This is a genomic window from Enterobacter sp. Lyrl_3 (genome assembly GCF_051948675.1).
Classification (GTDB): Bacteria; Pseudomonadota; Gammaproteobacteria; order Enterobacterales; family Enterobacteriaceae; genus Enterobacter; species Enterobacter cloacae.
The window spans coordinates 338,381-364,990 of the sequence record NZ_JAYJLI010000004.1 but is presented as its reverse complement, the minus strand read 5'-3'; the positions used below and the strand labels follow the sequence as shown (position 1 = coordinate 364,990).

Sequence of the window (26,610 nt, the reverse complement as noted above, 5' to 3'; positions counted from 1 at the left end):
TTATTTTTACTTACCGGAGGCGACATGGATCCCGATCCCACACCTCTCCTGACCAGGAGAACCCCTTCTTTCCGGTAAGCCAGCCTTGTGCTGTCTCACCGGTGATGTGAGGCAGCAACGTTCTGAACGTTCCTGCTTGAAAATTTAAGTGCCTGTCAGGTACGGCTTTGCCACGCCTGCAGGAATGACTGCGTCCGCCCTGGCGGATGCGGGGGAATGACTATGTTTAAAAATATCACCCGGCAGCTGCAGGCGCTGCTGAGCCGCCACCTGCCACACCGTCTGGTTCAGCGCGATCCGCTGCCAAACGGCAAAAATTTCTCCGGCGCCACTATTCCCGCCAGCCTGACCGAGCGTTGCCTTAACGTGGCGGCGATGGATGAGAACGAAGTCTGGCGCGCCTTTAACGGACATCCGGAAGGGCTGAATGCGGCTGAAGTGCAAAAAATCCGGGCCGTGCATGGCGATAACCTTATCCCGGCGCAAAAACCGGCACCGTGGTGGGTGCATCTGTGGATCTGCTACCGCAACCCCTTCAACCTGCTACTGACGGTGCTGGGCATTATCTCTTATGCCACTGAAGATCTGTTTGCCGCAGGCGTTATCGCCCTGATGGTGGGGATCTCCACGCTGCTGAACTTTATCCAGGAAGCGCGCTCCACCAAAGCGGCGGATGCCCTGAAGGCGATGGTCAGCAACACCGCGACCGTGTCGCGAGTCATCAACGATCTGGGTGAAAACGCCTGGGTCGAACTGCCCATCGACCAGCTGGTGCCGGGCGATCTGGTGAAGCTCGCCGCCGGGGATATGATCCCGGCGGATTTACGCATCATCCAGGCGCGCGATCTGTTCGTGGCCCAGGCCTCGCTCACCGGGGAGTCCCTGCCGGTGGAAAAGGTGGCGCGAACTCGCGATCCGCAGCAGATGAACCCGCTTGAGTGCGACACCCTGTGCTTTATGGGCACCACGGTGGTCAGCGGCACGGCGCAGGCGATTGTCACCGCCACCGGCGGCAATACCTGGTTTGGCCAGCTTGCCGGACGTGTGACAGAGCAGGAGAGCGAGCCGAACGCGTTCCAGAAAGGGATTGGCCGCGTCAGCATGCTGCTGATCCGCTTTATGATGGTGATGACGCCGATTGTGCTGCTGATCAACGGCTACACCAAAGGCGACTGGTGGGAAGCCGCGCTGTTTGCGCTCTCCGTGGCGGTTGGCTTAACGCCGGAAATGCTGCCGATGATTGTCACCTCCACCCTGGCGCGCGGGGCGGTGAAGTTGTCAAAACAGAAGGTAATCGTCAAACACCTCGACGCCATTCAGAACTTTGGCGCGATGGACATTCTCTGCACCGACAAAACCGGCACGCTGACGCAGGATAAAATCGTGCTGGAGAACCACACCGATATCGCCGGTAAAACCAGCGAACGCGTGCTGCACAGCGCCTGGCTGAACAGCCACTACCAGACCGGGCTGAAAAATCTGCTCGATGTTGCGGTGCTGGAAGGGGTGGATGAAGAGTCTGCCCGCTCACTCTCTGGCCGCTGGCAGAAGGTGGATGAGATCCCGTTCGATTTTGAGCGCCGCCGGATGTCGGTGGTGGTCAGCGAGCAGCCGGATGTGCACCAGCTGATCTGCAAAGGCGCGTTGCAGGAGATCCTCAATGTTTCCACCCAGGTGCGCTACAACGGCGACATCGTGCCGCTGGACGACACCATGCTGCGCCGCATCAAACGCGTCACGGATAACCTGAACCGTCAGGGGCTGCGGGTGGTGGCGGTGGCGAGCAAATTCCTGCCTGCGCGCGAGGGGGACTATCAGCGTATCGACGAATCCGATCTGATCCTCGAGGGTTATATCGCATTCCTCGATCCGCCGAAAGAGACCACCGCTCCGGCGCTGAAAGCGCTGAAGGCCAGCGGGATCACCGTGAAAATCCTTACCGGCGACAGCGAGCTGGTGGCCGCCAAAGTGTGCCACGAAGTGGGGTTGGACGCGGGTGACGTGGTGGTAGGCAGCGATATCGAACACCTCAGTGACGACGAGCTGGCTCAGCTTGCCCGGCACACCACGCTGTTTGCCCGCCTGACGCCGATGCATAAAGAGCGCATCGTCACCCTGCTGCGTCGGGAAGGGCACGTGGTGGGCTTTATGGGCGACGGTATCAACGACGCGCCCGCGCTGCGTGCGGCGGATATCGGTATCTCCGTGGACGGGGCGGTGGACATCGCCCGCGAAGCGGCAGACATCATCCTGCTGGAAAAGAGCCTGATGGTGCTGGAAGAGGGCGTGATCGAAGGGCGTCGGACTTTTGCCAACATGCTGAAATACATCAAAATGACCGCCAGCTCCAACTTCGGTAACGTCTTCAGCGTGCTGGTAGCGAGCGCGTTTCTGCCGTTCCTGCCGATGCTGCCGCTGCATCTGCTGATCCAGAACCTGATGTACGATGTCTCTCAGGTGGCGATCCCGTTTGATAACGTCGATGACGAGCAGATCCAGAAGCCGCAGCGCTGGAACCCGGCGGATCTGGGGCGTTTTATGCTCTTCTTTGGCCCGATCAGCTCCATCTTTGACATCCTGACTTTCTGCCTGATGTGGTTTGTGTTCCACGCCAATACGCCGGAACATCAGACCCTGTTCCAGTCCGGCTGGTTCGTGGTGGGGCTGCTGTCGCAAACGCTGATTGTGCATATGATCCGCACACGTCGTATTCCGTTCATCCAGAGCCGAGCCGCCTGGCCGCTGATTGTGATGACGGGGATTGTGATGGCGCTTGGCATCGCGCTGCCGTTCTCACCGTTGGCCAGCTACCTGCAGCTGCAGGCGCTGCCGCTGAGCTACTTCCCGTGGCTGGTGGCGATCCTCGCGGGCTATATGGTGCTGACACAGATGGTGAAAGGGTTTTACGCGCGTCGGTATGGTTGGCAGTAAAAACATACCCTCACCCTAACCCTCTCCCTGGAAGGGAGAGGGGATGATTACACCCTCTCCCTTCCAGGGAGAGGGCCGGGGTGAGGGGACTGGCTTTCCTCTCAAATTCAACAACCTGTGATCTCCGTCGGCGCATTCGCTTGACGACAAATTGAGCGCATGTTACCAGAATGTTTTGCCTTTATACCCTAAATAATTCGAGTTGCATGAAGGCGGCAAGGGAGTGAATCCCCGGGAGCTTACATAAGTAAGTGACCGGGGTGAACGAGTGCAGCCAACGCAAAGGCAACTTGAAGTATGACGGGGATATTTGGCCCGTCAGATAAGGAACATTCATGTTACGGTACAGCCTCTTAACCGCCGGGCTGCTGCTCGGCGCGTCAGCGTTTGCCGCCCCGGCAGGCGATCTTCCCCTGATGCCCTGGCCTGCGAAGGTTGAACGCCCGACCACTCAGGGCGCGCTGGTGCTTAATAATCAACTCTCCGTAAGCGTCAGCGGAGACGATCTCGGTGACGCCGTTAACCGCCTGCGCCAGCGCATTGCCCTGCAAACCGGCTGGACGCTGCAGGCGCAGGCCGACAAACCCGAAAAACCGACCATCCGCATTGCCATTGCCAAAAAAGTGAAGCCGCAGCCGCTGCCGGACAGCGACGAAAGCTACAGGCTGACGGTGGATGCCAACGGGGTGGATATCTCCGCCAACACCCGCTTCGGCGCGCTGCGTGCCATGGAAACGCTGCTCCAGCTGGTACAAAACGGCGCGGAAAACACCTCTGTACCGTGGGTGACCATTGAAGATTCCCCGCGCTTCCCGTGGCGCGGGCTGCTGCTGGACTCGGCGCGCCACTTTATCCCGCTGGCGGATATCAAACGCCAGATCGACGGTATGGCCGCGGCAAAACTCAACGTGCTGCACTGGCATTTAACCGACGATCAGGGCTGGCGTTTCAGCTCAAAGCGCTATCCTAAGCTGACCCAGCTTGCCAGCGACGGGCTGTTCTACACGCCAGAGCAGATGCGCGAGATTGTCCGCTATGCTGCCGAGCGCGGTGTCCGCGTCGTACCGGAGATCGATATGCCAGGCCACGCCTCGGCCATTGCCGTGGCCTACCCGGCGCTGATGAGCGCGCCGGGGCCGTACGAAATGGAGCGCCACTGGGGAGTCTTAAAGCCGGTGCTGGATCCGACCAAAGAGGCCACTTACGCGTTTGCTGACGCGATGGTCAGCGAACTGGCGGCGATCTTCCCCGATCCTTATCTTCATATCGGTGGCGATGAGGTGGACGACAGCCAGTGGAAAGCGAATCCGGCCATTCAGCAGTTTATGCGCGACCACAAGCTGGCGGACAGCCACGCGCTGCAGGCGTATTTCAACCGCAAGCTGGAAACGATCCTTGAAAAACACCACCGGCAGATGGTGGGCTGGGATGAGATCTACCATCCCGATCTGCCCAAAAGCATTCTGATCCAGTCCTGGCAGGGGCAGGATGCGCTGGGACTGGTGGCGCAGAACGGCTACAAAGGGATCCTCTCGACGGGCTTCTATCTCGATCAGCCGCAGTCCACCGCTTACCACTACCGCAATGAGATCGTTCCGCAGGCTTTAAACGGCGTGGACGTGATGGCCGACACCGACAGCGCCCAGAGCTGGGCCTTCTCCATGCCGAGTCTGAAAGGCAAGCCGGTCGAAGGCAGCTTTACGCTGGTGAAAGGGGAGTCCAGCTGGCGCGGAATTATTGATTTTGCCGGCAAGTCCCGCCGCGCGGTGGACAACATTGCGTGGCGCGATGACAATCAGGTGACGTTTACCGTTGATACCTGGATGGGCGAAACGCGCCCGGTGGTGTCGGTTGATAACGATAAGCTCACGGGTTATTTCCTGGTGGGGAATGTCCGCTACCCGATCAGCGGCACGCGTCTGGATGAGGTCCCTAAAGGCACTCCGCCGGTGGTGCCGGATATCGCGCATCAGGTTAATCTGCTTGGCGGAGAAGCCGCGCTGTGGGCGGAAAACGTGGTGGCGCCGGTGCTGGATATCCGTCTGTGGCCGCGTACCTTTGCGGTGGCGGAGCGGTTATGGTCCGCGCAGGATGTTACCGATGTCGACAACATGTACACCCGCCTGCAGGCGATGGACAGCTGGTCGACGGTCTCGGTCGGGCTGCAGCAGCACACCCAGCAGCAGGTGCAGTTCACGCGCCTTGCCGGGAATGCCGATACGCTGCCGCTGCAAATCCTCGCCCAGGCGGTGGAGCCTGCGCAGTATTACACTCGTCAGCATCTCAAATTCCAGGCCGGAAACTACCATCAGTTTGAGCCGCTCAACCGCTTCGCGGATGCGCTGAACGCCGAAAGCGCCACCGTGCGCCAGATGAACAAATGGGCCGACCGTCTGGTGAGCGACGCCGAGGATACCGAAAGTGCCGACGCGCTGCGCCATGTGTTTAACCGCTGGCAGAGCAATACCAGCGACGCGCTGGCACTGAGTGAAAACAGCTATCAGCTGAAGGCGATCAAGCCGGTGATTCAGGAGGTGGATAAGCTGGCCTCGATTGGCCTGAGGCTCACCGATCTGGTGGCGCGTCAGGGTACGCTGGACGATAAAGAGATCGCCTCAATTCAGAGCGAGCTGGATAACGCGGCGAAGGTTCAGGACGAAGTGGTGATTGCGGCGGTGTACCCGCTGGAGACGCTGCTGCGCGCGACGCGGAATCAGTAGGAAAAACCCCCTCACCCCAACCCCTCTCCCCAAAGGGGCGAGGGGCTCGATCGGTTCCCTCTCCCCTTTGGGGAGAGGGTTAGGGTGAGGGGACTCAGTGCTTAAGCACCCACGCCTCTTTCCAGTGTGAACCGGTGCCCGGCTCAAACTGGGTCGCATACTTGCTCCACTGCACGCAGTAACCGCTGTACGGGAAAGGCTTACACTGGTAGGTCTTACCGTCTTTTGGCTGCAACACCACGGTGCCTGCTTTGTACGACGCGATGTTATCCGGGAAGATGTAATCATGCTGACTGGTGCTGTTGTCCGCCGCGGCTTCCTCTTCCAGCATCAGGTTCAGCACATCCTGCGCAAACAGCGTGCCGTCTTTATTGGTGGCGTAGTACTTCAGCATGTGGTGACCCGCCTCAACGCCGGTCAGCGTCAGGGTGACGTCCTGATTCACGTTATTCATCTCCTGCTTCAGGTACCCTTTTTCCGCCCCGTGATGGTTCATGACGTGGGCTTCGAAATCGACGTTACCGTGAGTATTCACATGGAAGGTGACGGTCGCATTGCCGTTCTCGATTTTGCTGTAGTGCAAATTGCTGACGGCGATGGTTTCATTGACCTCTGCCTTCTGCTCTTCGTACGAAATCGCAACGGACTGCAGGGCGCTGCCCTCTTTGACGAAGACGCTGTTCGCGCCATGGACCGGGCTAATCTCGCCGCCCTCATCCTTCACGCCGACGCGAATGTCCTGGTGCGCGGTGTTAATTTTCTGCGCCAGATCGTACGACCACTGGTTGGCATCCCCCTGCGCGGCCGTGGCGATCGTTATTTCTGTGCGCAGGGAGGTTACTTCACCGTGCGCATCGAAGAAGCGGGCAATGACCTTATCGCCGACGTTCAGGTTATTTCCTGCAATCTGGCCGCTGAGGACTTTGCTCCACTCTGATTCGATGCCGGCACCGTCATCCGGGGTAACATTGCCGCCGTTACCAAAATCAACGTCAATGGCCTGGTAGAAACTGTTCGAGGTATCCGCTATTTCCCAGACGCCATAAATCACCTGGTAACCCGTTCGCGCAGGTACATTACAGGTCATGGCTTTGCGCATCGCGGGGGCCTGGCCATTTCCATTCACGGTACAGAACGGGGTTAATTCAAACTGATCGCGGGTCAGGGGTTTATTCGGATCCCAGTTTTGTTTGGTGATGTAGTAACGCCAGTTGGTGGTTTTGTGCGGCGCGGTGTGATACCAGACAAACTCATGCGGGCCGGCGGTCATGGGGCTTTTCGTCCACGCGTTCAGGCTCTGTTTATCCAGCTGGGAGTAATTCGCAATCCCCGCGCTGGCAAGCTGGCCGTCTGGCGGCATCGCACCGCCCGGGAAGCCGGAGGTTTTCTCCACGCTCTGCGGTTCATACTGAACAGAGCCACAGTCAATGTTTTGACCGAGCTTGCACATATAAGCGCGGCTGGCAGGAGACTCAATATATCCGTGCGCTAAAGCGGATGAGGCAACGGTCAGGGTCGCCATCGCAAGGGCAATTTTTGATAATTTCATTGTTAGTCCATTAATAATAAATACGCAGGGTGATGTTATTAATGGCGGGTGGGGAAGGTCATGCTGTGGTGAGAGGAAAAATAACCAAAAAAAATGGACAGCCGAAGCCGCCCATTCTCTGCTGCTATCAATCAGCGACGTACGGCAATCGCTTCGATTTCTATTTTCACGTCTTTTGGCAGACGAGCCACTTCCACGCAGGAGCGCGCCGGGAAAGAGGCGTTATGCTCGGTGAAGAACGCTTCATAAGTAGCGTTAACGGTGGCGAAATCGTTCAGATCTTTCACGAAAACGGTGGTTTTCACGATGTCGCCCACTTTCAGGCCTGCGGATTCCACAATCGCCTGCACGTTTTCCAGCGACTGACGCGCCTGCGCCGCTACGTCGGCTGGCACTTCACCGGTCTTCGGGTTCACCGGGATCTGGCCAGAGGTAATAATCATGCTACCCAGATCAACGCCCTGAACGTATGGGCCGATAGCCGCTGGTGCATTTTCCGTCGCGAGTACTTTGGTCATGATTTCTCCAGAATAACAGCTGATTTAAGAGTCCCGGCCATTATAGGGAGGCCGGGATCCTTTACCAACCTCAATTAGTTGGCCAGCACCACATAATGAGAAAACTCTTTTTCGCAGTATTTGCATTTGAGTGCGATGTCATCGGCGCGTTTTTTCACTGCGAAGCTGGAGGAGACCGGCTCCGCGTGGCTGATGCAGTTGCTGTTCGGGCAAACCAGCACGCTCTCAATCCGCTCCGGCAGGCTTGGGCGTGATTTGCCCACCACGTCGTAATTGTCGATGCGGTTAACGGTGGCGTCCGGCGCGTACAGCGACAGCTGGTTAACCTGCTCGTCGGTCAGGAAAGTATTCTCGATCTTGATCAGGTCCTTGCGGCCCATTTCGCCTGACGGCAGGTTCAGGCCGATGGTGATGCGCTGGTCGGTTTCGGTCAGTTTAAACAGCGTCAGCAGCTTAAAGCCGACCTGCGCAGGGATGTGGTCAATCACGGTGCCACGTTTGATGGCTTCAACCTGGAGTTTGTTATCGTGTGTCATTGTCGTTTCCCCTTACAGAGCCAATTCGCGATTCAGAACCAGTGCCAGTAACGCCTGGCGGGCGAAGATGCCGTTTCCGGCCTGCTGGAAGTACCAGGCGTGCGGCGTTTTATCCACGTCTGTGGTGATCTCATCGATGCGCGGCAGCGGGTGCAGCACCTTCATGTTGTCGCGCGCACCCTCGAGGTCGCTGGCGCGCAGCACAAACTGCGCCTTCACGTTGGCGTACTCGGACGGATCCAGACGCTCTTTCTGCACGCGGGTCATATACAGAATATCCACGTTGCCCATCACCTCTTCGATGCTGGCGTGAAGGCTCCACGGAATGCCTTTTTCATCCAGCATGTCGAGAATGTACTGCGGCATCGCCAGCGCGTCCGGGGCGATGAAGAAGAAGCGGTTGCCGTTGAATTTCGCCAGCGCCTGGGTCAGGGAGTGAACCGTGCGGCCATATTTCAGGTCACCCACCATGGCGATGTTCAGGTTTTCCAGACGGCCCTGGGTCTCCTGAATGGTGAACAGATCCAGCAGGGTTTGCGTCGGGTGCTGGTTGGCACCGTCACCGGCGTTCAGCACCGGAATACCGCCGGAGAACTCGGTCGCCAGACGGGCCGCGCCCTCCTGCGGGTGACGCATTACAATCGCGTCAACGTAGGTGCTGATCACTGAAATCGTATCCGCCAGGGTTTCGCCTTTTTTACCCAGCGACGTGTTACTGCTGTCTGAGAAGCCCACCACGCTCGCGCCCAGGCGGTGCATGGAGGTTTCAAAGGAGAGGCGCGTGCGGGTCGAGGCTTCAAAGAAGCAGCTCGCAATCACCTTGTGCTTCAGCAGCTCCGGTTGCGGATTGGCCTTCAGTTTTGCCGCGGTTTCCAGAACCAGTTCCAGCTCTTCGCGGCTGAGGTCGTTTATGGAAATGATGTGTTTTTGATAAAGCGGATTCATGTTTATCTCCTGACGCCGGGCAAAAAAAAGCCCCTCAAATGAGGGGCTCTGGGAATAGGTTTAGCAACGGGAAGAAAAACGGCAGGCCAGCGTCTGATTTCAGACGCGGTAAGACGTTATGTCGAACACGCTTGACCATGCTTCCTCCCGGCAAATTGTCGGGCATTATACGCACCCCGATGTCCGGATCAAGCAATTTAATGCACGCTTTACTCAATGCAAACGGTTCTTTATGAATATTAATGCGTTCTGAGTAAATAATTAATTTGCTTATGCACCAGCGCGGTACGCTTCACCACCCGGGGGGCGACCCAGACAATACTGCTTCCGGCAACCACGCCTAAAATTTCCGGTAACTGGTGATAATCCAGAATGCGCGCCACCGCGCGGCCATATCCGGCCACGGTATGAATAAGGATAAATTCGCTATTATGCTCCACGCTGACCACCATTTCGGAAACGGTACGCGCGGCGTCGGGGGCAGGGCGCAGAAGAGGATTCAACGAATAAATCTTTAGCCCTTTGGCATTTCGAATTTTTATGACACCAAGCAACTTGAGCAGACGTGAAACGGTGGACTGGCTGATGGTCTCAAAACCACGCTCCTGCAAATCGCGGCGAATCTCTTCCTGGGAGAGATAGCTTTTTTCTGCGATCAGGCGCTGACAGACCGTCAGCTGTAGCTGTTCTTTTGGAGAGTAATCACCATATTCCGTCATAACTATTTCCCATGTAAGTGGCTGAAACAAAACGCCCGGTGGCGCTACGCTTACCGGGCCTACAACGTCAAAACATCACAATACTGCCCCCAGGCTTAACGCCACCATGATCACCACCGTGAGTATCCCCAGCAGCGGCGCCACCCATTTCAGGTAGCGCACATAGGGCACGCGGGCGATAGCCAGCCCGCCCATAACCACCGCGGAGGTGGGCGTCACCAGGTTAACGATACCGGAGGCTGACTGGTAAGCCGTGACTACCAGGTCGCGGTTGACGTTAGCGAAATCGGCAAGCGGTGCCATGATCGGCATCGTCAGAACGGCCAGGCCGGATGAAGAAGGCACAAGAAACGACAGCACCACCTCCAGCCAGTACATCACGTTGATAAACGCCACCGTGGATAACCCGCTGACCAGCCCTTCCGCGCTGTGCAAAATGGTGTGGGTAATCATGCCCTTATCCATGATGACTACGATACCGCGGGCGATGCCGATAATCAGCGCGACGCCCAGCAAATCTCGTGCGCCGTTGATAAACGTTGAGGTCAGCTCCTCTTCGCTCATGCGGGCGATAAGCCCCACGATAATGGCGCTGGCGAGAAACACCGCCGAGATCTCCGCCATCCACCAGCCCAGCACCGCCACGCCGTAAATCATCACCGCGAAGGCGAGGGCGAAAATGACCAGGATGATTTTGCGTACCGGGGTAAATTCCAGCGTCTGTGCGTCCTTGTTACCGAGGAAATGGGCGCGGTTCTCTTCCTGTTTGTCTGCAACGATGGAAAGAGACGGATCCTGGCGCACCTTACGGGCGTAACGCATTACCCATGCCACGCAGATGATCCAGCCGATGACCAGCAGCGCCACGCGCAGGGCGATCCCGTTGGTGAAGGGGATCCCGGCGGCGTTGGCGGCGATCACCGTGGCGAAGGGGTTGATGGTAGAGCCGAGCGTGCCGATCCCCGCGCCGAGCAACACGGTGGAGGCCGCAACAACCGGATCAAAACGGGCGGCCAGCATCACCGGCACCAGCAGGGTGTAGAACGGCAGTGACTCTTCGGCCATGCCGTAGATGGTGCCGCCTGCGGCGAACAGCGCCATCAGGATCGGGATCATCCACTCTTCACGCCCGCGTAATCGCGTGGTGACGCGCTCGATCCCGGCGTCGATCGCCCCGGTTTTGGTGACGATCCCGAGAAATCCCCCGATGATCAGGATAAACAGCGCTACGTCGATCGCCCCGGCCTGGCCGGACTCCGGATCGTACAGCCCGGCAATGGGAGCCATCAGTACGGAAACCAGCCCCTGCGGGTGGGCCGCCACGTGCGCGTAGGTCCCGGCAACCGGCACGTCCTTGCCGAGCGCCTCGTTCATTGCCATATGGTACTGTCCGGCCGGAATAATCCACGTCAGCACGGCCACGACGGCAATCAGAAAAAAGAGAATGGTGTAAGCGGAGGGAAACTTAAACTTGCCCATGATGTTCTCCTGAACCCCGGCGCACCCCGTGGCGCGCCGGGCGGTGATTAGTCGCCGAGTGTCGCCACCATGACGGCTTTTATGGTGTGCATACGGTTTTCTGCTTCGTCGAAGACAATAGAGTTTGGTGATTCAAAGACCTCTTCCGTCACCTCCAGCCCTTTCAGTCCGTAAGCCATCTCAATTTCGCGGCCCACTTTGGTGTGTTCGTTGTGGAACGCCGGCAGGCAGTGCATAAACTTGACGTTCGGGTTGCCGGTGGCCTTCATCACCTGCGCATTGATTTGATACGGCTTCATCAGGCTGACGCGCTCGGCCCAGGCTTCCTTCGGCTCGCCCATGGAGACCCACACGTCGGTGTAGAGGAAATCGGCTCCCTGCACACCTTCTTCTACGTCGTCGGTAAGGGTGATGCGTGCGCCCGTTTCTTTTGCGATGGCGCGGCACTGCTCAACCAGCCCCGCTTCCGGCCAGAAGGACTTTGGTGCCACCAGGCGGATATCCATTCCCATCTTGGCCGCACCGACCATCAGCGAGTTGCCCATGTTGTTGCGCGCGTCGCCCAGATAGGCAAAGCTCAGCTCCGGCAGGGTTTTGCCCGGCGAGTGCTCCAGCATGGTCATCAGATCGGCGAGGATTTGAGTGGGGTGGAACTCGTCAGTCAGGCCGTTCCATACCGGCACGCCCGCGTACTCGCCCAGCTCTTCGACGATGGCCTGGCCGTAGCCGCGATACTCGATGCCGTCATACATGCGGCCCAGCACGCGGGCGGTGTCTTTCATCGACTCTTTATGGCCAATCTGCGAGCCGCTTGGGCCGAGGTAGGTGACCTGCGCGCCCTGGTCAAATGCGCCCACTTCAAAGGCGCAGCGGGTACGGGTGGAGGTTTTTTCAAAAATCAGGGCGATGTTTTTCCCGACCAGGGTTTGCTTCTCACGTCCGGCTTTTTTGGCGGCCTTCAGTTCGATGGCGAGGTCGATCAAGTACTGGATCTCCGCCGGGGTATAGTCCAGCAGTTTGAGGAAGTTGCGGTTTTTCAGGTTGATGGTCATGTGTAAATCCTTTTTAAATCGTTAGCTGTCTGGTGCCCTCACCCCGGCCCTCTCCCACGGGGAGAGGGAGAGTCGGGTGAGGGGGAAGTTATTCAGTTACGAATCAACGTGCCTTTCTCGCCCGCGAGGATCTCCGCGCCGTCGGCCAGCGCGCCGATCCCGGCAATCCCGTTGCAGGCCTCAACAAACTCGCGGCAGGCGGCCACTTTCGGCCCCATTGAACCGGCGTCGAACGCCATGCCCTTGAGCAGTTCCGGCGTCACCTGTGCCAGCGGACGCTGGGTTGGTTTGCCCCAGTCGAGGTACACCGCGTCGGCATCGGTGAGGATCAGCAGGGCATCCGCCTCAATCTGGCGCGCCAGCAGGGCGGCGGAGAGGTCTTTGTCGATCACCGCCTCAATGCCGTGATAGCCATTGGCGTTTTCCACCACCGGTACGCCGCCACCGCCGTTGCAGATCACCAGGTGGTCGCGCTGGATCAGCGCCGCGATGGCGTCGCTCTCAACGATGTGTTTCGGCTGCGGAGAGGGCACCACGCGGCGGAAGTAGTTACCGTCGGCCTTGAACACCCAGTCTTTCTCCGCCTGCAGCGTTATTGCCTGGGCTTCGCTGTAGACCGGGCCGATGTACTTGGTCGGGTTGCTGAAGGCCGGGTCGGCGGCGTCCACCTCCACCTGGGTGAGCAGCACGCTCACCTCGCGCTGGGGCAGGCTGTTTTTTAGCGCCTGCTGGAGCATGTAGCCGATCATCCCCTGGCTTTCGGCGCCGAGAACGTCCAGCGGGTAGGGGGCGACTTTGTCGTAGGCGCTGTTCTGCAACGCCAGCAGCCCGACCTGCGGCCCGTTGCCGTGCACCAGCACCACGCGCCACTGCTCCGTCAGCCCGGCGATGGTACGGGCCGCGAGATCGATGTTTTTACGCTGGATCTCGGCTTCTAGCGGTTCGCCGCGTTTGAGCAATGCGTTGCCGCCCAGGGCCACAACCAGAGTGGGTTTTCGTTCCATAGTGGCTCCTTAAATTCCGTCGCGTTCCAGTGGGCAGCTCATGCAGCGCGCGCCGCCGCGACCGCGTCCCAGCTCGTCGCCCGGGATAGGCAGCACGGTGATCCCCGCTTTGTCGTATTTCTCGTTGGTCCAGACGTTGCGCTCGTAGCCGATCACCACGCCCGGGCGGATGGTGAGCACGTTGTTGGCGTCGTTCCACTGCTCGCGCTCGGCTTCAAAGGCGTCGCCGCCAGTGGTGATCAGGCGTACCTGATTAATGCCGAGCGCTTTCTCGATGGCGTGCAGCAGGTCGGTTTCCTGGGTGCGCAGCAGGCCGCCGCGTCCGTCCGGGGTGAGCGTCCAGCACTGGGCGTCTTTACGCACCACTTCCGGGTAGACGGAGAAGGTGTCCACGTCGATGTGGGTCATGACGGTGTCGAGGTGCATGCAGGAGCGGTGTTTTGGCAGCTCAACGGCAATCACGCGCTCGGCCTGGCGATGTTTAAACAGGCTATTAGCGAGGAACTCCACGCCCTGCGGGGTGGTGCGTTCAGACATGCCAATTAATACCGCACCGCGGCCAATCACTAATACGTCGCCGCCCTCCAGGGTGGCGTGGTCATAATTAATATTCTCGTCGCCGAAATACTTAATAAATTCGCCATCGGCGAATGCCGGATGCCAGCGATATATGGCTCGCAGGTTATTGGTTTCACGCTGGCGGGCCGGTTTGGCCATCGGGTTAATGGAGACGCCGTTATAAATCCAGCACGAGGTATCGCGGGTAAATAAATGGTTTGGCAGCGGCTTCATAATAAAATCATTCGCCGTGTGGGTATCCACCACCATATTTTTAATCGCCGCCGGAATTTCACCGTAGGTTAATCCGCCGCTCAGTCTGCGCGCCAGTTCCCGGTGCGGCATATCCGCCAGCCAGCCGCGGACATCGCTGGCAAAGGTGGGGCCGAGACGGTAGTCGGAGATTTGCGTCTCCAGCAGCCAGGCTTTCGCCTCTGCAATATCAAGCGTTTGAGTGAGAAGGTCGGTCAACAGCAGGACTTCCACACCCTGCTCGCGCAGCGTGTTTGCGAAAATGTCATGCTCCTCACCCGCCCGCTCAACCGAGAGCACATCATCAAATAACAGCTCCTGACAGTTTGATGGCGTTAAGCGTTTAAGACTTAAATTAGGGCGGTGCAGCATCACGCTACGCAATTGACCAATTTCAGAACCGACATAATGCTTTTCCATAATTATTCCTTTAACTGTTTTTCAGAATAAAAAGGGCATGCGCCATATTCGTGTAATGATATGGCGGCTAAGCTCAATTGATTTCGTGGTCAATAGTAGGCGCTTAAATAAACCGTATTGTGATGTTGCTCACGTGAAATTAGGTATTGAGTAGTTTGTTTTCATTTGCATGATTCGCATCAGATAATGATTAATTTGATATTATTAGCCGGTGAATAGCTAAGCAGGATCCGTTGGCATTATTTGAGGTTGTTATTATTTTGTAGAATTTAATGTTTTGACATATTTGGTTATACTATTGATTTTAAATGATTTTATTTCCTGTGCGGAATGGCTATGCAGAATAGCCAATTAACTATTTTTGACTTAAGAAAAATCAATAAATAATTATGGAATTTAATAGCAAATAATCAAAATGATAAAGTGTGAAGCTGGTGCGAGTTTTATGATGAAGGCAGTATAATCAGTGAGTTAGAGTCACGGCACCGTCACGACGCGCTGAGGTTATGCATAACAACTGCATAAATGCCTGTGAGGGATTAACAGCAGATTAACACCTTTCCCGATAAACATGCGTTCGCGCAACTCTCCGCGAAAAAGGGCTGGTATGGCAGTTTGAATTCTCGTATAAAAGATAAAAATGAAACGGTGTTTTATTATGAGGGTTTAATTATGATTATCGGCAACATCCACCATCTGCAAGCCTGGCTACCGGAACCCCTGCGTCAGGCCATCGAGCACGTTAAGGCCCATGTCACCGACGCCACCCCGTCGGGCAAACACGACATCAACGGCAACAACCTGTTTTATCTGGTCTCCGAAGACATGACCCAGCCGTTTGCCGAGCGCCGCGCGGAGTACCATGCGCGCTATCTGGACATTCAGATTGTGCTCAAAGGGCAGGAAGGGATGACGTTCAGTACGTTGCCACACGGCACGCCGGACACCGACTGGCTGGCGGATAAAGACATCGCGTTCCTGCCGGAAGGCGAGCAGGAGAAAACCGTGGTGCTGAGCGATGGGGATTTCGTGGTGTTCTGGCCGGGTGAAATGCATAAGCCGCTGTGCGCGGTGGGAGCGCCTGCTAAGGTCAGAAAAGTGGTTGTTAAGATGTTGGTGGGGTAATTTGCCCTCACCCTAACCCTCTCCCACAGGGAGAGGGAACTTTTACACCCTCTCCCCCGTGGGTGAGGGCACCAGACCGCACCCACGCATAATGTGATCCAGCTTAAATTTCCCGCACTCCCTCCTCATCTCTCATTTACCTGCGCTTTTTCTGCGTCATAGTATGATCGTTAAATTAATGAACGCTGTTCTATAATGTAGAACAAAATGATTCAGCAAGGAGATCTCATGCCGCAGTCCGCGTTGTTCACGGGAATCATTCCCCCTGTCTCCACCATTTTTACCGCCGATGGCCAGCTTGATAAGCAGGGCACCGCCGCGCTGATCGACGATCTGATCGCGGCAGGCGTTGACGGCCTGTTCTTCCTGGGCAGCGGCGGTGAGTTCTCCCAGCTCAGCGCCGAAGAGCGTAAAACCATTGCCCGCTTTGCTATCGATCACGTCGATCGTCGTGTGCCGGTGCTGATCGGCACCGGCGGCACCAACGCCCGGGAAACCATTGAACTGAGCCAGCATGCCCAGCAGGCGGGGGCGGACGGTATCGTGGTGATCAACCCCTACTACTGGAAGGTGTCTGAAGCGAACCTGATCCGCTATTTCGAGCAGGTGGCCGACAGCGTCACGCTGCCGGTGATCCTCTATAACTTCCCGGCGCTGACCGGGCAGGATCTGACGCCGGCGCTGGTGAAAACCCTGGCCGACTCGCGCAGCAACATCGTCGGCATTAAAGACACCATCGACTCCGTGGCCCATCTGCGCAGCATGATCCACACCGTCAAAACCGCCCATCCGCACTTCACCGTGCTGTGCGGCTACGACGATCATCTGTTTAATACCCTGCTGCTCGGCGGCGATGGGGCGATCTCGGCCAGCGGCAACTTTGCTCCGCAGGTGTCGGTGAATCTTCTGAAAGCCTGGCGGGATAAAGACGTGGCGAAAGCGGCTGAGTATCATCAGACCTTACTGCAAATACCGCAGATGTATCAGCTGGATACGCCGTTTGTGAACGTCATTAAAGAGGCGATTGTGCTCTGCGGCCGCCCGATTTCTACCCACGTGCTGCCGCCCGCCTCTGCGCTGGACGAGCCGCGTAAGGCGCAGCTGAAAACCCTGCTGCAACAGCTCAAGCTCTGCTGAGCCGGACGATAACCATGACCATCGAGAAAATTTTCACCCCGCAGGATGATGCGTTTTATGCCGTCATCACCCATGCGGCGGGGCCGCAGGGCGCGCTGCCGCTGACTCCGCAGATGTTGATGGAATCCCCCAGCGGCAACCTGTTCGGCATGACCCAGAACGCCGGGATGGGCTGGGACGCCAACAAGCTGACCGGCAAAGAGGTGCTGATTATTGGCACTCAGGGCGGCATCCGCGCCGGTGACGGACGGCCGGTTGCGCTGGGCTACCACACCGGGCACTGGGAGATCGGCATGCAGATGCAGGCCGCGGCGAAGGAGATCACCCGCAACGGCGGGATCCCGTTTGCGGCCTTCGTCAGCGATCCGTGCGACGGGCGCTCGCAGGGCACACACGGGATGTTCGACTCCCTGCCGTACCGCAACGATGCGGCGATTGTGTTTCGTCGTCTGATTCGCTCCCTGCCGACGCGCCGGGCGGTCATTGGCGTGGCGACCTGCGATAAAGGGCTGCCTGCCACCATGATTGCGCTGGCCGCGATGCACGACCTGCCGACCATTCTGGTGCCGGGCGGAGCGACGCTGCCGCCGACCGTGGGGGAAGACGCGGGCAAGGTGCAGACCATCGGCGCGCGCTTCGCCAACCATGAACTCTCCCTGCAGGAGGCCGCCGAACTGGGCTGTCGCGCCTGTGCGTCGCCGGGCGGCGGGTGCCAGTTCCTCGGCACGGCGGGCACCTCGCAGGTGGTGGCCGAAGCGCTGGGTCTGGCGCTGCCGCACTCCGCGCTGGCGCCGTCCGGACAGGCGGTGTGGCTGGAAATTGCCCGCCAGTCGGCGCGGGCGGTGAGCGAGCTGGATAACCGCGGCATCACCACGCGCGATATCCTCACCGATAAAGCCATCGAAAACGCCATGGTGATCCACGCGGCGTTCGGCGGCTCCACCAATTTACTGCTGCACATCCCGGCCATCGCCCACGCGGCGGGCTGCACGATCCCGGACGTAGAACACTGGACACGCGTCAACCGCAGGGTGCCGCGCCTGGTCAGCGTGCTGCCCAACGGCCCGGACTATCACCCGACCGTGCGCGCCTTCCTCGCGGGTGGCGTGCCGGAGGTGATGCTCCACCTGCGCGATCTCGGCCTGCTGCATCTGGATGCCATGACCGTCACCGGCCAGACGGTGGGCGAGAACCTCGACTGGTGGCAGGCGTCCGAGCGCCGTAAACGCTTCCGCCAGTGCCTGCGCGAGCAGGACGGCGTGGATCCGGATGATGTGATCCTCCCGCCGGAGAAGGCAAAAGCGAGAGGGCTGACCTCGACGGTCTGCTTCCCGACGGGCAACATCGCGCCGGAAGGCTCGGTGATCAAGGCCACGGCCATTGACCCGTCGGTGGTGGGTGACGATGGCGTTTACCGTCATACGGGCCGGGCAAGGGTGTTTGTCTCGGAAGCACAGGCGATTAAAGCCATCAAGCAGGAAGAGATTAAACAGGGCGATATCATGGTGGTGATCGGCGGTGGGCCGTCCGGTACCGGCATGGAAGAGACCTACCAGCTCACCTCTGCGCTGAAGCATATCTCGTGGGGCAAGACGGTGTCGTTAATCACCGATGCGCGCTTCTCGGGCGTGTCGACGGGCGCCTGCTTCGGCCACGTGTCGCCGGAAGCGCTGGCGGGCGGGCCGATTGGCAAGCTGCGCGACAACGACATCATTGAGATTGCCGTGGATCGCCTGACCCTGACGGGCAGCGTCAACTTTATCGGTACCGCAGAAAACCCGCTGACGCCGGAAGAGGGCGCGCGCGAGCTGGCAGTAAGACAGACGCACCCGGACCTGCACCCTCATGATTTTTTGCCGGACGATACCCGCCTGTGGGCGGCATTACAGTCGGTGAGCGGCGGCACCTGGAAAGGCTGTATTTATGACACCGATAAAATTATCGAGGTAATTAACGCCGGTAAAAAAGCACTCGGACTTTAATTATTTTCTGAGCGATACCGTCTACGGGAAATATCCCGTGGACGGTTTTAGCGTATCTTAAATTTATCAATTTAAACAATGCGTTGTGATATATCGGTGGCGTCACAAAAGCAAAATATCGTAATTCGGAAATAAGATATGACCATTGCTGGTTAATTGAACAGCTCATTACACTCCATTAACACGATGTTGTGAAATCAGCATACGAAAATAAAGGTGCGATGATGATGCAATTAACCATGAAAGATAAAATTGGCTACGGGCTGGGTGACACCGCCTGCGGCTTTGTCTGGCAGGCCACCATGTTCCTGCTGGCCTACTTTTATACCGACGTGTTTGGCCTGTCGGCGGGCATTATGGGCACGCTGTTTTTGGTCTCCCGCGTGCTCGACGCCGTGACCGACCCGCTGATGGGGCTGCTGGTGGACCGCACCCGCACGCGCTACGGCCAGTTCCGCCCTTTCCTGCTGTGGGGGGCGATCCCGTTTGGCATCGTCTGCATGCTGACCTTCTACACGCCGGATTTCTCCGCGCAGGGCAAAATCATCTACGCCTGCGTAACCTACATTCTGCTGACCCTGGTCTACACCTTCGTTAACGTGCCGTACTGCGCCATGCCGGGCGTGATTACCGCCGACCCGAAAGAGCGTCACGCCCTGCAGTCGTGGCGTTTCTTCCTGGCGGCGGCGGGCTCGCTTGCCATTAGCGGCATCGCGCTGCCGCTGGTGAGCATCATCGGCAAAGGGGACGAGCAGGTGGGCTATTTCGGCGCCATGTGTGTGCTGGGGTTGACCGGCGTGGTGCTGCTCTACGTCTGCTTCTTTACCACCAAAGAGCGCTACACCTTTGAGGTGCAGACGGGCTCGTCGGTGGCGAAAGACCTTAAGCTGCTGCTGGGCAACGGACAATGGCGGATCATGTGCGCGTTCAAGATGATGGCGACCTGCTCTAACGTGGTACGCGGCGGGGCGACGCTCTACTTCGTCAAATACGTGATGGATCACCCGGAGATGGCGACCCAGTTTTTACTCTACGGCAGCCTCGCCACCATGTTTGGCTCGCTCTGCTCCTCCCGTCTGCTGGGCCGCTTCGACCGGGTAAAAGCGTTCAAGTGGATCATCGTCGCCTACTCGCTGATCAGCCTGCTGATTTTCGTCACCCCGGCGGAGCATATCGCCCTGATTTTCGCCCTCAACATCCTGTTCCTGTTCGTCTTTAACACCACCACGCCGCTGCAGTGGCTGATGGCCTCTGACGTGGTGGATTACGAGGAGAGCCGCAGCGGGCGACGCCTCGACGGGCTGGTGTTCTCCACCTATCTGTTCAGCCTGAAGATTGGCCTGGCGATTGGCGGGGCGGTGGTGGGCTGGATCCTGGCGTATGTCAACTACTCCGCCAGCAGCAGCGTGCAGCCGGTTGAGGTGCTGACCACCATCAAAATTCTGTTCTGCGTGGTGCCGGTGGTGCTCTACGTGGGCATGTTCATCATGCTGTCGTTCTATAAGCTCACCGATGCCCGCGTGGAGGCCATCAGCCAGCAGCTGATCAAGCACCGCGCGGCGCAGGGCGAGGCCGTTCCCGACGCAGCGACAGCCGCATCCCATTAACCGGAGGCAATATGGAAATCACCAACCCAATACTCACCGGCTTCAACCCGGATCCGTCTTTATGTCGTCAGGGCGAGGACTACTACATCGCCACTTCGACCTTCGAGTGGTTCCCGGGCGTGCGCATCTATCACTCCCGTGACCTGAAAAACTGGTCGCTGGTCAGCACCCCGCTGGACCGCGTGTCGATGCTGGACATGAAGGGCAACCCGGACTCCGGCGGCATCTGGGCGCCGTGCCTGAGCTATGCCGACGGCAAATTCTGGCTGCTCTACACCGACGTAAAGATTGTCGATTCGCCGTGGAAAAATGGCCGCAACTTCCTGGTCACCGCGCCGTCCATCGAGGGGCCGTGGAGCGAGCCGATCCCGATGGGCAACGGCGGGTTTGACCCGTCCCTGTTCCACGACGACGATGGCCGCAAGTACTATATCTACCGTCCGTGGGGGCCGCGCCACCACAGCAACCCGCACAACACCATCGTGATGCAGGAGTTTGACCCGCAGACCGGCACCCTCTCGCCCGAGCGCAAAACGCTGTTTACCGGCACGCCGCTCTGCTACACCGAAGGCGCGCACCTGTATCGCCACGCGGGATGGTACTACCTGATGGTCGCCGAAGGCGGCACTAGCTACGAGCACGCGGTTGTGGTGCTGCGTTCAAAAACCATCGACGGGCCGTACGAGCTGCACCCGGAGGTGACGATGATGACCAGCTGGCACCTGCCGGAGAACCCGCTGCAGAAGAGCGGCCACGGCTCGCTGCTGCAGACCCACACCGGGGAGTGGTACATGGCCTATCTCACCAGCCGCCCGCTGCGCCTGCCCGGCGTGCCGCTGCTGGCCACCGGCGGACGCGGCTACTGTCCGCTGGGGCGCGAGACCGGTATCGCCCGCATTGAATGGCGCGACGGCTGGCCGTACGTGGAAGGCGGCAAGCACGCGCAGCTGACCGTGAAAGGCCCGCAGATGGCGGAACAGCCTGCATCCGTTACGGGCAGCTGGCGGGAGGATTTCGACGGCAGCACGCTTGACCCGGAACTGCAGACCCTGCGCATCCCGTTCGACGACACCCTCGGCTCACTCACCGCGCGCCCCGGCTATTTACGGCTCTACGGCAACGACTCGCTCAACTCGACCTTTACCCAGTCGACCGTGGCACGCCGCTGGCAGCACTTCGCCTTCCGGGCGGAGACGCGGATGCAGTTCTCGCCGGTTCACTTCCAGCAAAGCGCCGGACTGACCTGCTACTACAACAGCAAAAACTGGAGCTACTGCTTTGTGGACTACGAGGAGGGGCAGGGGAGAACCATCAAGGTTATTCAACTCGACCACAATGTGCCGTCATGGCCGCTGCATGAGCAGCCGATTCCGGTGCCGGAGAGTGCGGAGAGCGTCTGGCTGCGGGTGGATGTGGATACGCTGGTCTACCGCTACAGCTACTCGTTTGACGGCGAGACGTGGCACACCGTGCCGGTAACGTATGAGGCGTGGAAGCTGTCGGACGACTACATCGGCGGGCGCGGCTTCTTTACCGGCGCGTTTGTGGGGCTGCACTGCGAGGACATCAGCGGCGACGGCTGCCACGCGGACTTCGACTACTTCACCTACGAGCCGGTTTAACGGCTCAGGCCGGGTAGCCCAGCGCGCGTGAAAGCTGGAGCCCGGCCTGCTGAAGCTGCTCGCGGAAATCAGCCAGCCCGGCATCGTCCACGCGCGAGGTCAACGTCGACAGGCTCAGGGCGGCAATCACGCGGGATTCATGGTTCCACACCGGCACCGCTACGCAGCGCACGCCCTGCTCGTTCTCTTCGCTATCCAGGGCATAGCCCTGCTCGCGGGTCTGCGCCAGAGCGGCCATCAATGCTTCGCGAGAGGCGAGGGTGGAAGGGGTATAGGTGGTGTACTGATAACCCTCAAGCAGGGCGTTCAGCTCGGTCTCGCCCAGCCAGGCAATCAACACCTTGCCGATGGCGGTGGCGTGAACCGGCAGGCGGCGGCCAATGCGCGAATAGGCGATTGCGGCCAGCTTGCCTTCAATCTTCTCGATATAAACCCCTTCACGCCCGTCCAGGATCCCCAGATGGGTGGTCTGCCCGGTCCGTTGGGACAGCTCCGTCAGCCAGCCTTTCGCCTTCTGCCGAATATCGATGGAGCCCACGACGAAATGACCGCGCTCGACCAGCTTCATGCCGAGGCGATATTTACCGTTCTCCGGGTTCTGATCGATATAGCCATGAAGCTGCAGGGTTTTCAGCAGCGAGTGGAGGGTACTCTTGCTCAGCCCCATCAGTTTGCTGATGTCGGTGATCTTAAGCTCGGTGGCCTGCTCGTTGAACAGGTCGAGGATCTGCAACGCACGTTCAACAGACTGAATAATCGGCATAATGCTGGTATGTCCACGCTGGAATTAAGGCGAAAACGTACCTTTTTCGGGGTGAAAAATCAATGAAGGGGAGGTAAAAGCAAAAACGACAACCCTGTTGTCGTTTTTTAGTGTTTTCCCCCTCTCCCTGTGGGAGAGGGCCGGGGTGAGGGCACCAGACCACAGAGGAATCAACCCCCAAGCGTCGCCACCATCACCGCCTTAATCGTATGCATCCGGTTTTCCGCCTGGTCAAACACGATGCTGGCCGCCGACTCAAACACCTCGTCCGTCACTTCCATCCCGCCGTGCAGATCGAACTCCTTCGCCATCTGCTTGCCGAGCGTGGTCTGGTCATCATGGAACGCCGGCAGACAGTGCAGGAACTTCACGTTCGGGTTGCCGGTCAGCGCCATCATCTGCGCGTTCACCTGATACCCGCGCAGCAGCGCAATCCGCTCCGCCCACTTCTCTTTGGCTTCGCCCATCGACACCCACACATCGGTATAGATAAAGTCCGCACCCTTCACGCCCGCCGCCACGTCTTCCGTCAGGGTGATTTTGCCGCCGTGCTTCTCTGCCAGCGCGCTGCACTCCGCCACCAGGCTCTCTTCCGGCCAGCAGGCCTTCGGGGCTACCAGACGCAGATCCAGTCCGGTCAGCGCTGCCGCTTCCAGCATTGAGTTGCCCATGTTGTTGCGCGCGTCGCCCGCGTAGACCAGCGTCATCTCGTTAAACGCCTTACCCGGCAGATGCTCCTGCATGGTCAGCAGGTCTGCCAGCAGCTGCGTTGGGTGGAACTCGTTGGTCAGCCCGTTCCACACCGGCACGCCCGCGTACTGTGCCAGCGTCTCGACCACTTCCTGGCCGTGACCGCGATACTGAATGCCGTCGTACATCCGCCCGAGCACGCGCGCGGTGTCCTTAATTGACTCTTTATGCCCAATCTGGCTGCCGCTCGGCCCTAAATACGTGACGCGCGCGCCTTGGTCAAATGCGGCAACTTCGAAAGAGCATCGTGTACGGGTTGAGTCTTTTTCGAAGATGAGCGCGATGTTTTTGCCAGTAAGCTTTTGTACTTCCTTGCCATTTTTTTTATCGGCTTTGAGCTGTGCGGCAAGAGTCAGCAGAGAAGTGAACTGTGCAGGGGTAAAGTCGAGCAATTTCAGAAAGTGTTTCTTGTACAGATCAGACATTTTATCCTCACATGGCGAACGCCACTTATTGAATTAAAATTCACTTTATATGTGTAATTATTCATTTGCAACCCCGTTTAACAAATCTTTCTCACAAAGGTGGAGGCAAACACGTCCGTGTGTGAAAATAGAAGTATCTGCCGCACTTTAAAGAGGAATGACCCATGGCAAACCCGGAACACCTGGAAGAACAACGCGAAGAGACGCGTCTGATTATTGAAGAGCTGCTGGAAGACGGTAGCGATCCGGACGCGCTGTACACCATCGAGCACCATTTCTCTGCGGATGATTTCGACGCGCTGGAAAAAATGGCGGTGGAAGCTTTTAAACTGGGTTACGAAGTGACCGAGCCGGAAGAGCTGGAAGTGGAAGAGGGCGATACCGTCATCTGCTGCGACATCCTGAGCGAAGGCGCGCTGAAGGCGGAGCTGATCGACGCGCAGGTAGAACAGCTGATGAACCTGGCCGAGAAGTTTGGCGTGGAGTACGACGGCTGGGGAACCTACTTCGAAGATCCGAACGGTGAAGACGGCGAAGACGAAGATTACGTCGATGAAGACGACGACGGCGTGCGTCACTAAGCGTTTCAGGCGGTGGCACGCGCCACCGCTTTTTCAAGGCAGAACCATGGATTACCCGCAGATACTCGCCCCTGTACTTAACTTCCTCCAGTGCCCGACCCCGCAAGCATGGATTGATAAAGCCCGCGACCCGGCGAACCTGCCGCTGCTGCTCACCGACCACATGGTGTGCGAGCTCAAGGCCGCCCAGACCGCGCTATTACTCGTGCGTAAATACGTCGCCGACGAAAGCGGTGCTGACGCGCTGCTCGACTGGCTCAAACCCTACGAAATGTTCACCTTCCGCGACGGCCCGGAGCCGGACTTCATCGCCCTGCACAGGCAGATTGGCAAAAGCGTGATGCCCAAAACCGACGACCCGTGGGGCCAGGCGCTCATCGACAGCATGGTACTGTTGATTAAAGAGGAGCTGCACCACTTCTGGCAGGTGCGCGAGGCGATGCTGGCCCGCGACATTCCGTACGTCAAAATCACCGCCAGCCGCTACGCCAAAGGGATGCTGAAGGACGTGCGCACCCACGAGCCGCTGACGCTGATCGACAAGCTCATCTGCGGCGCCTACATCGAAGCCCGCTCCTGCGAACGCTTCGCCGCGCTGGCCCCGTTCCTCGACGACGACCTGCAGAAGTTCTATCTCTCGCTGCTGCGCTCGGAAGCGCGCCATTATCAGGACTACCTGACGCTGGCCCGGCAGGTGAGCGACGACGATATCTCACCGCGCATAAAGCTTTTTGGCGAAATTGAAGCCACACTTATCTCGACACCGGACAACGAGTTTCGCTTCCACAGCGGCGTGCCGGTGTAAACCGGCATAACTCAAGGATAAGGATGCGAGATGAATAAAACGTGGACCCGTATTGTGATTGTCGTCATTGCGGCTGCCGCCGTGGCGTTCTGGGTGTTTTTCGACAGGCAGCGCGCCCCGGAACGGCAGATGGATAACGCCCTCAACGCGATGCCCGCCTGGCAGGTGATTAAGGAGCAGGAGCCCGCGCTGCATCAGCGCATCCTCGACCAGATGGCCGCCCTGCAAAAAGCGGGTGAGCCGGAGCAGCAGATTATCGACACCATCCAGCCGCAGATCCTGCATTTGCAGATGACGCGCCTGCAAAACGCCCCGGACGCCAACGTGGTGAACTACATGACCATCAATATGGAGCAGACCGCCGCCATCCAGAAGGTGAGCGACGACGCCTGCTTCCGCTTCCTCTACCCGATGGTGAAGGGCGGCATCAACCCGATGCGCATGCTGGGTAAAGACCTGATGGCGCGTCGCATGCAGGCCGACGCCGACATGATGCGCGCAGCCTACGGCAAAAACCGCCACACCGTGACCCCCTCCGAACGTGAGGCGGCCGTCGAGGATGTGAGACCGATTATGAAGCAACTTGCCGACAAATACGGCGAGGACATCCAGCTGCTGCAGACGCCGGAGAAGGCGGTGGGCAAAGAGAAGCTCTCCTGCGATATGGTGCAGGAGATGTGGGCGAAGGTGCTGGCGCTGCCGGAGCAGAAGGCGGCGAGGGTGATTCGGCTGGCGGTGTCTGAGCTGGACTGACGAAGGGCGCTGGTTTTTTGGGCACTTAGCGCAGGTTTAGCGCGTCGTCGCTTGCATGGCGGCGCGCGACAGGTATAATCCACAACGTTTCCGCATCCCCTTCAGTGCCGAAGTGGCGAAATCGGTAGACGCAGTTGATTCAAAATCAACCGTAGAAATACGTGCCGGTTCGAGTCCGGCCTTCGGCACCATACAAAGCTTTTTTCAAGTCTATCAACGTCTATTTTAGTCCATAAAAACAGTAAGTTAAGCAGGTTTCTGGCTTTTCTTAGTCTGTCCACGTCTACTCAATTCCTTGAACATATACCAACTGATGATGGTATAACTGATGGTATTCCCGGTTCGATTGATTTTGGTACCAACACTGGAGGTATCAA

At 58.4% G+C, this 26,610-nt stretch carries 23 protein-coding genes and 1 tRNA gene; 11 read left to right on the top strand and 13 right to left on the bottom strand.

Annotation, left to right across the window (positions count from 1 at the left end; translation table 11 throughout):
* The first annotated feature begins 222 nt into the window (after positions 1-222).
* Together mgtA and VF709_RS11640 are read left to right on the top strand one after the other, a co-directional pair.
* Positions 223-2,931, top strand: a complete 2,709-nt coding sequence (gene mgtA / locus VF709_RS11645; RefSeq protein ID WP_048971415.1) for a magnesium-translocating P-type ATPase — start codon at positions 223-225, stop codon at positions 2,929-2,931.
* Positions 2,932-3,266: 335 nt separating this feature from the next.
* The gene (locus tag VF709_RS11640) at positions 3,267-5,651 is read left to right on the top strand and encodes a beta-N-acetylhexosaminidase (protein ID WP_440231637.1); all 2,385 of its coding nucleotides are present in this window, start codon (positions 3,267-3,269) and stop codon (positions 5,649-5,651) included.
* A gap of 94 nt (positions 5,652-5,745) precedes the next feature.
* Here VF709_RS11640 and gbpA read toward each other — a convergent pair whose 3' ends face one another.
* The 10 genes from gbpA to arcA all read right to left on the bottom strand — a co-directional run bounded on the left by gbpA (position 5,746) and on the right by arcA (position 14,683).
* Positions 5,746-7,200, bottom strand: coding sequence for an N-acetylglucosamine-binding protein GbpA (gene gbpA / locus VF709_RS11635; protein ID WP_149896511.1), 1,455 nt, complete (start codon positions 7,198-7,200; stop codon positions 5,746-5,748).
* Positions 7,201-7,331: 131 nt separating this feature from the next.
* Positions 7,332-7,718 carry a 2-iminobutanoate/2-iminopropanoate deaminase gene (gene ridA, locus VF709_RS11630; RefSeq protein WP_006810315.1) on the bottom strand — a complete coding sequence of 129 codons (387 nt, stop codon included), beginning with the start codon at positions 7,716-7,718 and terminating at the stop codon, positions 7,332-7,334.
* A 74-nt stretch (positions 7,719-7,792) separates the two neighbouring features.
* The gene (gene pyrI, locus VF709_RS11625; RefSeq protein WP_013095364.1) at positions 7,793-8,254 is read right to left on the bottom strand and encodes an aspartate carbamoyltransferase regulatory subunit; all 462 of its coding nucleotides are present in this window, start codon (positions 8,252-8,254) and stop codon (positions 7,793-7,795) included.
* Positions 8,255-8,266: 12 nt separating this feature from the next.
* Positions 8,267-9,199: an aspartate carbamoyltransferase gene (pyrB, locus tag VF709_RS11620; protein ID WP_014830458.1), complete on the bottom strand. Its 933-nt coding sequence runs from the start codon at positions 9,197-9,199 to the stop codon at positions 8,267-8,269.
* A gap of 34 nt (positions 9,200-9,233) precedes the next feature.
* Positions 9,234-9,338: a pyrBI operon leader peptide gene (locus tag VF709_RS11615; RefSeq protein ID WP_022646880.1), complete on the bottom strand. Its 105-nt coding sequence runs from the start codon at positions 9,336-9,338 to the stop codon at positions 9,234-9,236.
* A 100-nt stretch (positions 9,339-9,438) separates the two neighbouring features.
* The gene (locus VF709_RS11610) at positions 9,439-9,918 is read right to left on the bottom strand and encodes an arginine repressor (protein ID WP_013095367.1); all 480 of its coding nucleotides are present in this window, start codon (positions 9,916-9,918) and stop codon (positions 9,439-9,441) included.
* A gap of 75 nt (positions 9,919-9,993) precedes the next feature.
* A complete protein-coding gene (locus VF709_RS11605) occupies positions 9,994-11,397 on the bottom strand; it encodes a YfcC family protein (protein ID WP_029883481.1) in 1,404 nt (467 codons plus the stop codon).
* 47 nt (positions 11,398-11,444) lie between these two features.
* Entirely contained in the window at positions 11,445-12,449 is a 1,005-nt protein-coding gene (gene argF, locus VF709_RS11600) for an ornithine carbamoyltransferase (protein WP_013095369.1), read from the bottom strand.
* A 92-nt stretch (positions 12,450-12,541) separates the two neighbouring features.
* Positions 12,542-13,453 (bottom strand): carbamate kinase, encoded by a 912-nt coding sequence (gene arcC / locus VF709_RS11595; RefSeq protein WP_440231634.1) that lies wholly within the window; start codon positions 13,451-13,453, stop codon positions 12,542-12,544.
* 9 nt (positions 13,454-13,462) lie between these two features.
* Positions 13,463-14,683: an arginine deiminase gene (gene arcA, locus VF709_RS11590; protein ID WP_013095371.1), complete on the bottom strand. Its 1,221-nt coding sequence runs from the start codon at positions 14,681-14,683 to the stop codon at positions 13,463-13,465.
* Positions 14,684-15,355: 672 nt separating this feature from the next.
* Between arcA and VF709_RS11585 the strand changes: the two genes are divergently transcribed.
* The 5 genes from VF709_RS11585 to VF709_RS11565 all read left to right on the top strand — a co-directional run bounded on the left by VF709_RS11585 (position 15,356) and on the right by VF709_RS11565 (position 22,156).
* On the top strand, positions 15,356-15,808 hold the full coding sequence (locus VF709_RS11585; RefSeq protein ID WP_038420865.1) for a YhcH/YjgK/YiaL family protein: 453 nt from the start codon (positions 15,356-15,358) through the stop codon (positions 15,806-15,808).
* Between the two features lie 228 nt (positions 15,809-16,036).
* Positions 16,037-16,945, top strand: a complete 909-nt coding sequence (gene yagE, locus VF709_RS11580) for a 2-keto-3-deoxygluconate aldolase (RefSeq protein WP_038418567.1) — start codon at positions 16,037-16,039, stop codon at positions 16,943-16,945.
* A 14-nt stretch (positions 16,946-16,959) separates the two neighbouring features.
* Positions 16,960-18,927 (top strand): xylonate dehydratase YagF, encoded by a 1,968-nt coding sequence (yagF, locus tag VF709_RS11575; protein ID WP_149896513.1) that lies wholly within the window; start codon positions 16,960-16,962, stop codon positions 18,925-18,927.
* A 224-nt stretch (positions 18,928-19,151) separates the two neighbouring features.
* A complete protein-coding gene (locus tag VF709_RS11570; RefSeq protein ID WP_149896557.1) occupies positions 19,152-20,534 on the top strand; it encodes an MFS transporter in 1,383 nt (460 codons plus the stop codon).
* An 11-nt stretch (positions 20,535-20,545) separates the two neighbouring features.
* A complete protein-coding gene (locus VF709_RS11565; RefSeq protein WP_149896514.1) occupies positions 20,546-22,156 on the top strand; it encodes a glycoside hydrolase family 43 protein in 1,611 nt (536 codons plus the stop codon).
* A gap of 4 nt (positions 22,157-22,160) precedes the next feature.
* Here the strand turns inward: VF709_RS11565 and xynR are convergent, their stop codons facing one another.
* The 3 genes from xynR to argL all read right to left on the bottom strand — a co-directional run bounded on the left by xynR (position 22,161) and on the right by argL (position 24,159).
* Entirely contained in the window at positions 22,161-22,919 is a 759-nt protein-coding gene (gene xynR / locus VF709_RS11560; RefSeq protein WP_040020432.1) for a DNA-binding transcriptional repressor XynR, read from the bottom strand.
* A gap of 170 nt (positions 22,920-23,089) precedes the next feature.
* The gene (gene argF, locus VF709_RS11555) at positions 23,090-24,094 is read right to left on the bottom strand and encodes an ornithine carbamoyltransferase (RefSeq protein WP_014830469.1); all 1,005 of its coding nucleotides are present in this window, start codon (positions 24,092-24,094) and stop codon (positions 23,090-23,092) included.
* Positions 24,064-24,159, bottom strand: a complete 96-nt coding sequence (gene argL, locus VF709_RS11550) for a putative translational regulatory protein ArgL (RefSeq protein WP_213014347.1) — start codon at positions 24,157-24,159, stop codon at positions 24,064-24,066. Before argL ends, argF (VF709_RS11555) begins: the two co-directional genes overlap by 31 nt.
* 99 nt (positions 24,160-24,258) lie before the next feature.
* Between argL and rraB the strand changes: the two genes are divergently transcribed.
* From rraB to VF709_RS11530, 4 genes are all read left to right on the top strand, one after another.
* A complete protein-coding gene (rraB, locus tag VF709_RS11545; RefSeq protein WP_149896515.1) occupies positions 24,259-24,675 on the top strand; it encodes a ribonuclease E inhibitor RraB in 417 nt (138 codons plus the stop codon).
* A 46-nt stretch (positions 24,676-24,721) separates the two neighbouring features.
* Positions 24,722-25,480, top strand: a complete 759-nt coding sequence (gene miaE, locus VF709_RS11540; protein ID WP_149896516.1) for a tRNA isopentenyl-2-thiomethyl-A-37 hydroxylase MiaE — start codon at positions 24,722-24,724, stop codon at positions 25,478-25,480.
* A gap of 30 nt (positions 25,481-25,510) precedes the next feature.
* Positions 25,511-26,233 (top strand): hypothetical protein, encoded by a 723-nt coding sequence (locus VF709_RS11535; protein ID WP_062934826.1) that lies wholly within the window; start codon positions 25,511-25,513, stop codon positions 26,231-26,233.
* 106 nt (positions 26,234-26,339) lie between these two features.
* Positions 26,340-26,424 (top strand) — tRNA-Leu (locus VF709_RS11530).
* The last annotated feature ends 186 nt before the right edge of the window (positions 26,425-26,610 follow it).

What these genes read in the sequence shown, in the direction of transcription:
- mgtA (WP_048971415.1), top strand. Translation starts at nt 223, where the DNA reads ATGTTTAAAAATATCACCCGGCAGCTGCAGGCGCTGCTGAGCCGCCAC.
- VF709_RS11640 (WP_440231637.1), top strand. Translation starts at nt 3,267, where the DNA reads ATGTTACGGTACAGCCTCTTAACCGCCGGGCTGCTGCTCGGCGCGTCA.
- gbpA (WP_149896511.1), bottom strand. Translation starts at nt 7,200, where the DNA reads ATGAAATTATCAAAAATTGCCCTTGCGATGGCGACCCTGACCGTTGCC.
- ridA (WP_006810315.1), bottom strand. Translation starts at nt 7,718, where the DNA reads ATGACCAAAGTACTCGCGACGGAAAATGCACCAGCGGCTATCGGCCCA.
- pyrI (WP_013095364.1), bottom strand. Translation starts at nt 8,254, where the DNA reads ATGACACACGATAACAAACTCCAGGTTGAAGCCATCAAACGTGGCACC.
- pyrB (WP_014830458.1), bottom strand. Translation starts at nt 9,199, where the DNA reads ATGAATCCGCTTTATCAAAAACACATCATTTCCATAAACGACCTCAGC.
- VF709_RS11615 (WP_022646880.1), bottom strand. Translation starts at nt 9,338, where the DNA reads ATGGTCAAGCGTGTTCGACATAACGTCTTACCGCGTCTGAAATCAGAC.
- VF709_RS11610 (WP_013095367.1), bottom strand. Translation starts at nt 9,918, where the DNA reads ATGACGGAATATGGTGATTACTCTCCAAAAGAACAGCTACAGCTGACG.
- VF709_RS11605 (WP_029883481.1), bottom strand. Translation starts at nt 11,397, where the DNA reads ATGGGCAAGTTTAAGTTTCCCTCCGCTTACACCATTCTCTTTTTTCTG.
- argF (WP_013095369.1), bottom strand. Translation starts at nt 12,449, where the DNA reads ATGACCATCAACCTGAAAAACCGCAACTTCCTCAAACTGCTGGACTAT.
- arcC (WP_440231634.1), bottom strand. Translation starts at nt 13,453, where the DNA reads ATGGAACGAAAACCCACTCTGGTTGTGGCCCTGGGCGGCAACGCATTG.
- arcA (WP_013095371.1), bottom strand. Translation starts at nt 14,683, where the DNA reads ATGGAAAAGCATTATGTCGGTTCTGAAATTGGTCAATTGCGTAGCGTG.
- VF709_RS11585 (WP_038420865.1), top strand. Translation starts at nt 15,356, where the DNA reads ATGATTATCGGCAACATCCACCATCTGCAAGCCTGGCTACCGGAACCC.
- yagE (WP_038418567.1), top strand. Translation starts at nt 16,037, where the DNA reads ATGCCGCAGTCCGCGTTGTTCACGGGAATCATTCCCCCTGTCTCCACC.
- yagF (WP_149896513.1), top strand. Translation starts at nt 16,960, where the DNA reads ATGACCATCGAGAAAATTTTCACCCCGCAGGATGATGCGTTTTATGCC.
- VF709_RS11570 (WP_149896557.1), top strand. Translation starts at nt 19,152, where the DNA reads ATGATGCAATTAACCATGAAAGATAAAATTGGCTACGGGCTGGGTGAC.
- VF709_RS11565 (WP_149896514.1), top strand. Translation starts at nt 20,546, where the DNA reads ATGGAAATCACCAACCCAATACTCACCGGCTTCAACCCGGATCCGTCT.
- xynR (WP_040020432.1), bottom strand. Translation starts at nt 22,919, where the DNA reads ATGCCGATTATTCAGTCTGTTGAACGTGCGTTGCAGATCCTCGACCTG.
- argF (WP_014830469.1), bottom strand. Translation starts at nt 24,094, where the DNA reads ATGTCTGATCTGTACAAGAAACACTTTCTGAAATTGCTCGACTTTACC.
- argL (WP_213014347.1), bottom strand. Translation starts at nt 24,159, where the DNA reads ATGAATAATTACACATATAAAGTGAATTTTAATTCAATAAGTGGCGTT.
- rraB (WP_149896515.1), top strand. Translation starts at nt 24,259, where the DNA reads ATGGCAAACCCGGAACACCTGGAAGAACAACGCGAAGAGACGCGTCTG.
- miaE (WP_149896516.1), top strand. Translation starts at nt 24,722, where the DNA reads ATGGATTACCCGCAGATACTCGCCCCTGTACTTAACTTCCTCCAGTGC.
- VF709_RS11535 (WP_062934826.1), top strand. Translation starts at nt 25,511, where the DNA reads ATGAATAAAACGTGGACCCGTATTGTGATTGTCGTCATTGCGGCTGCC.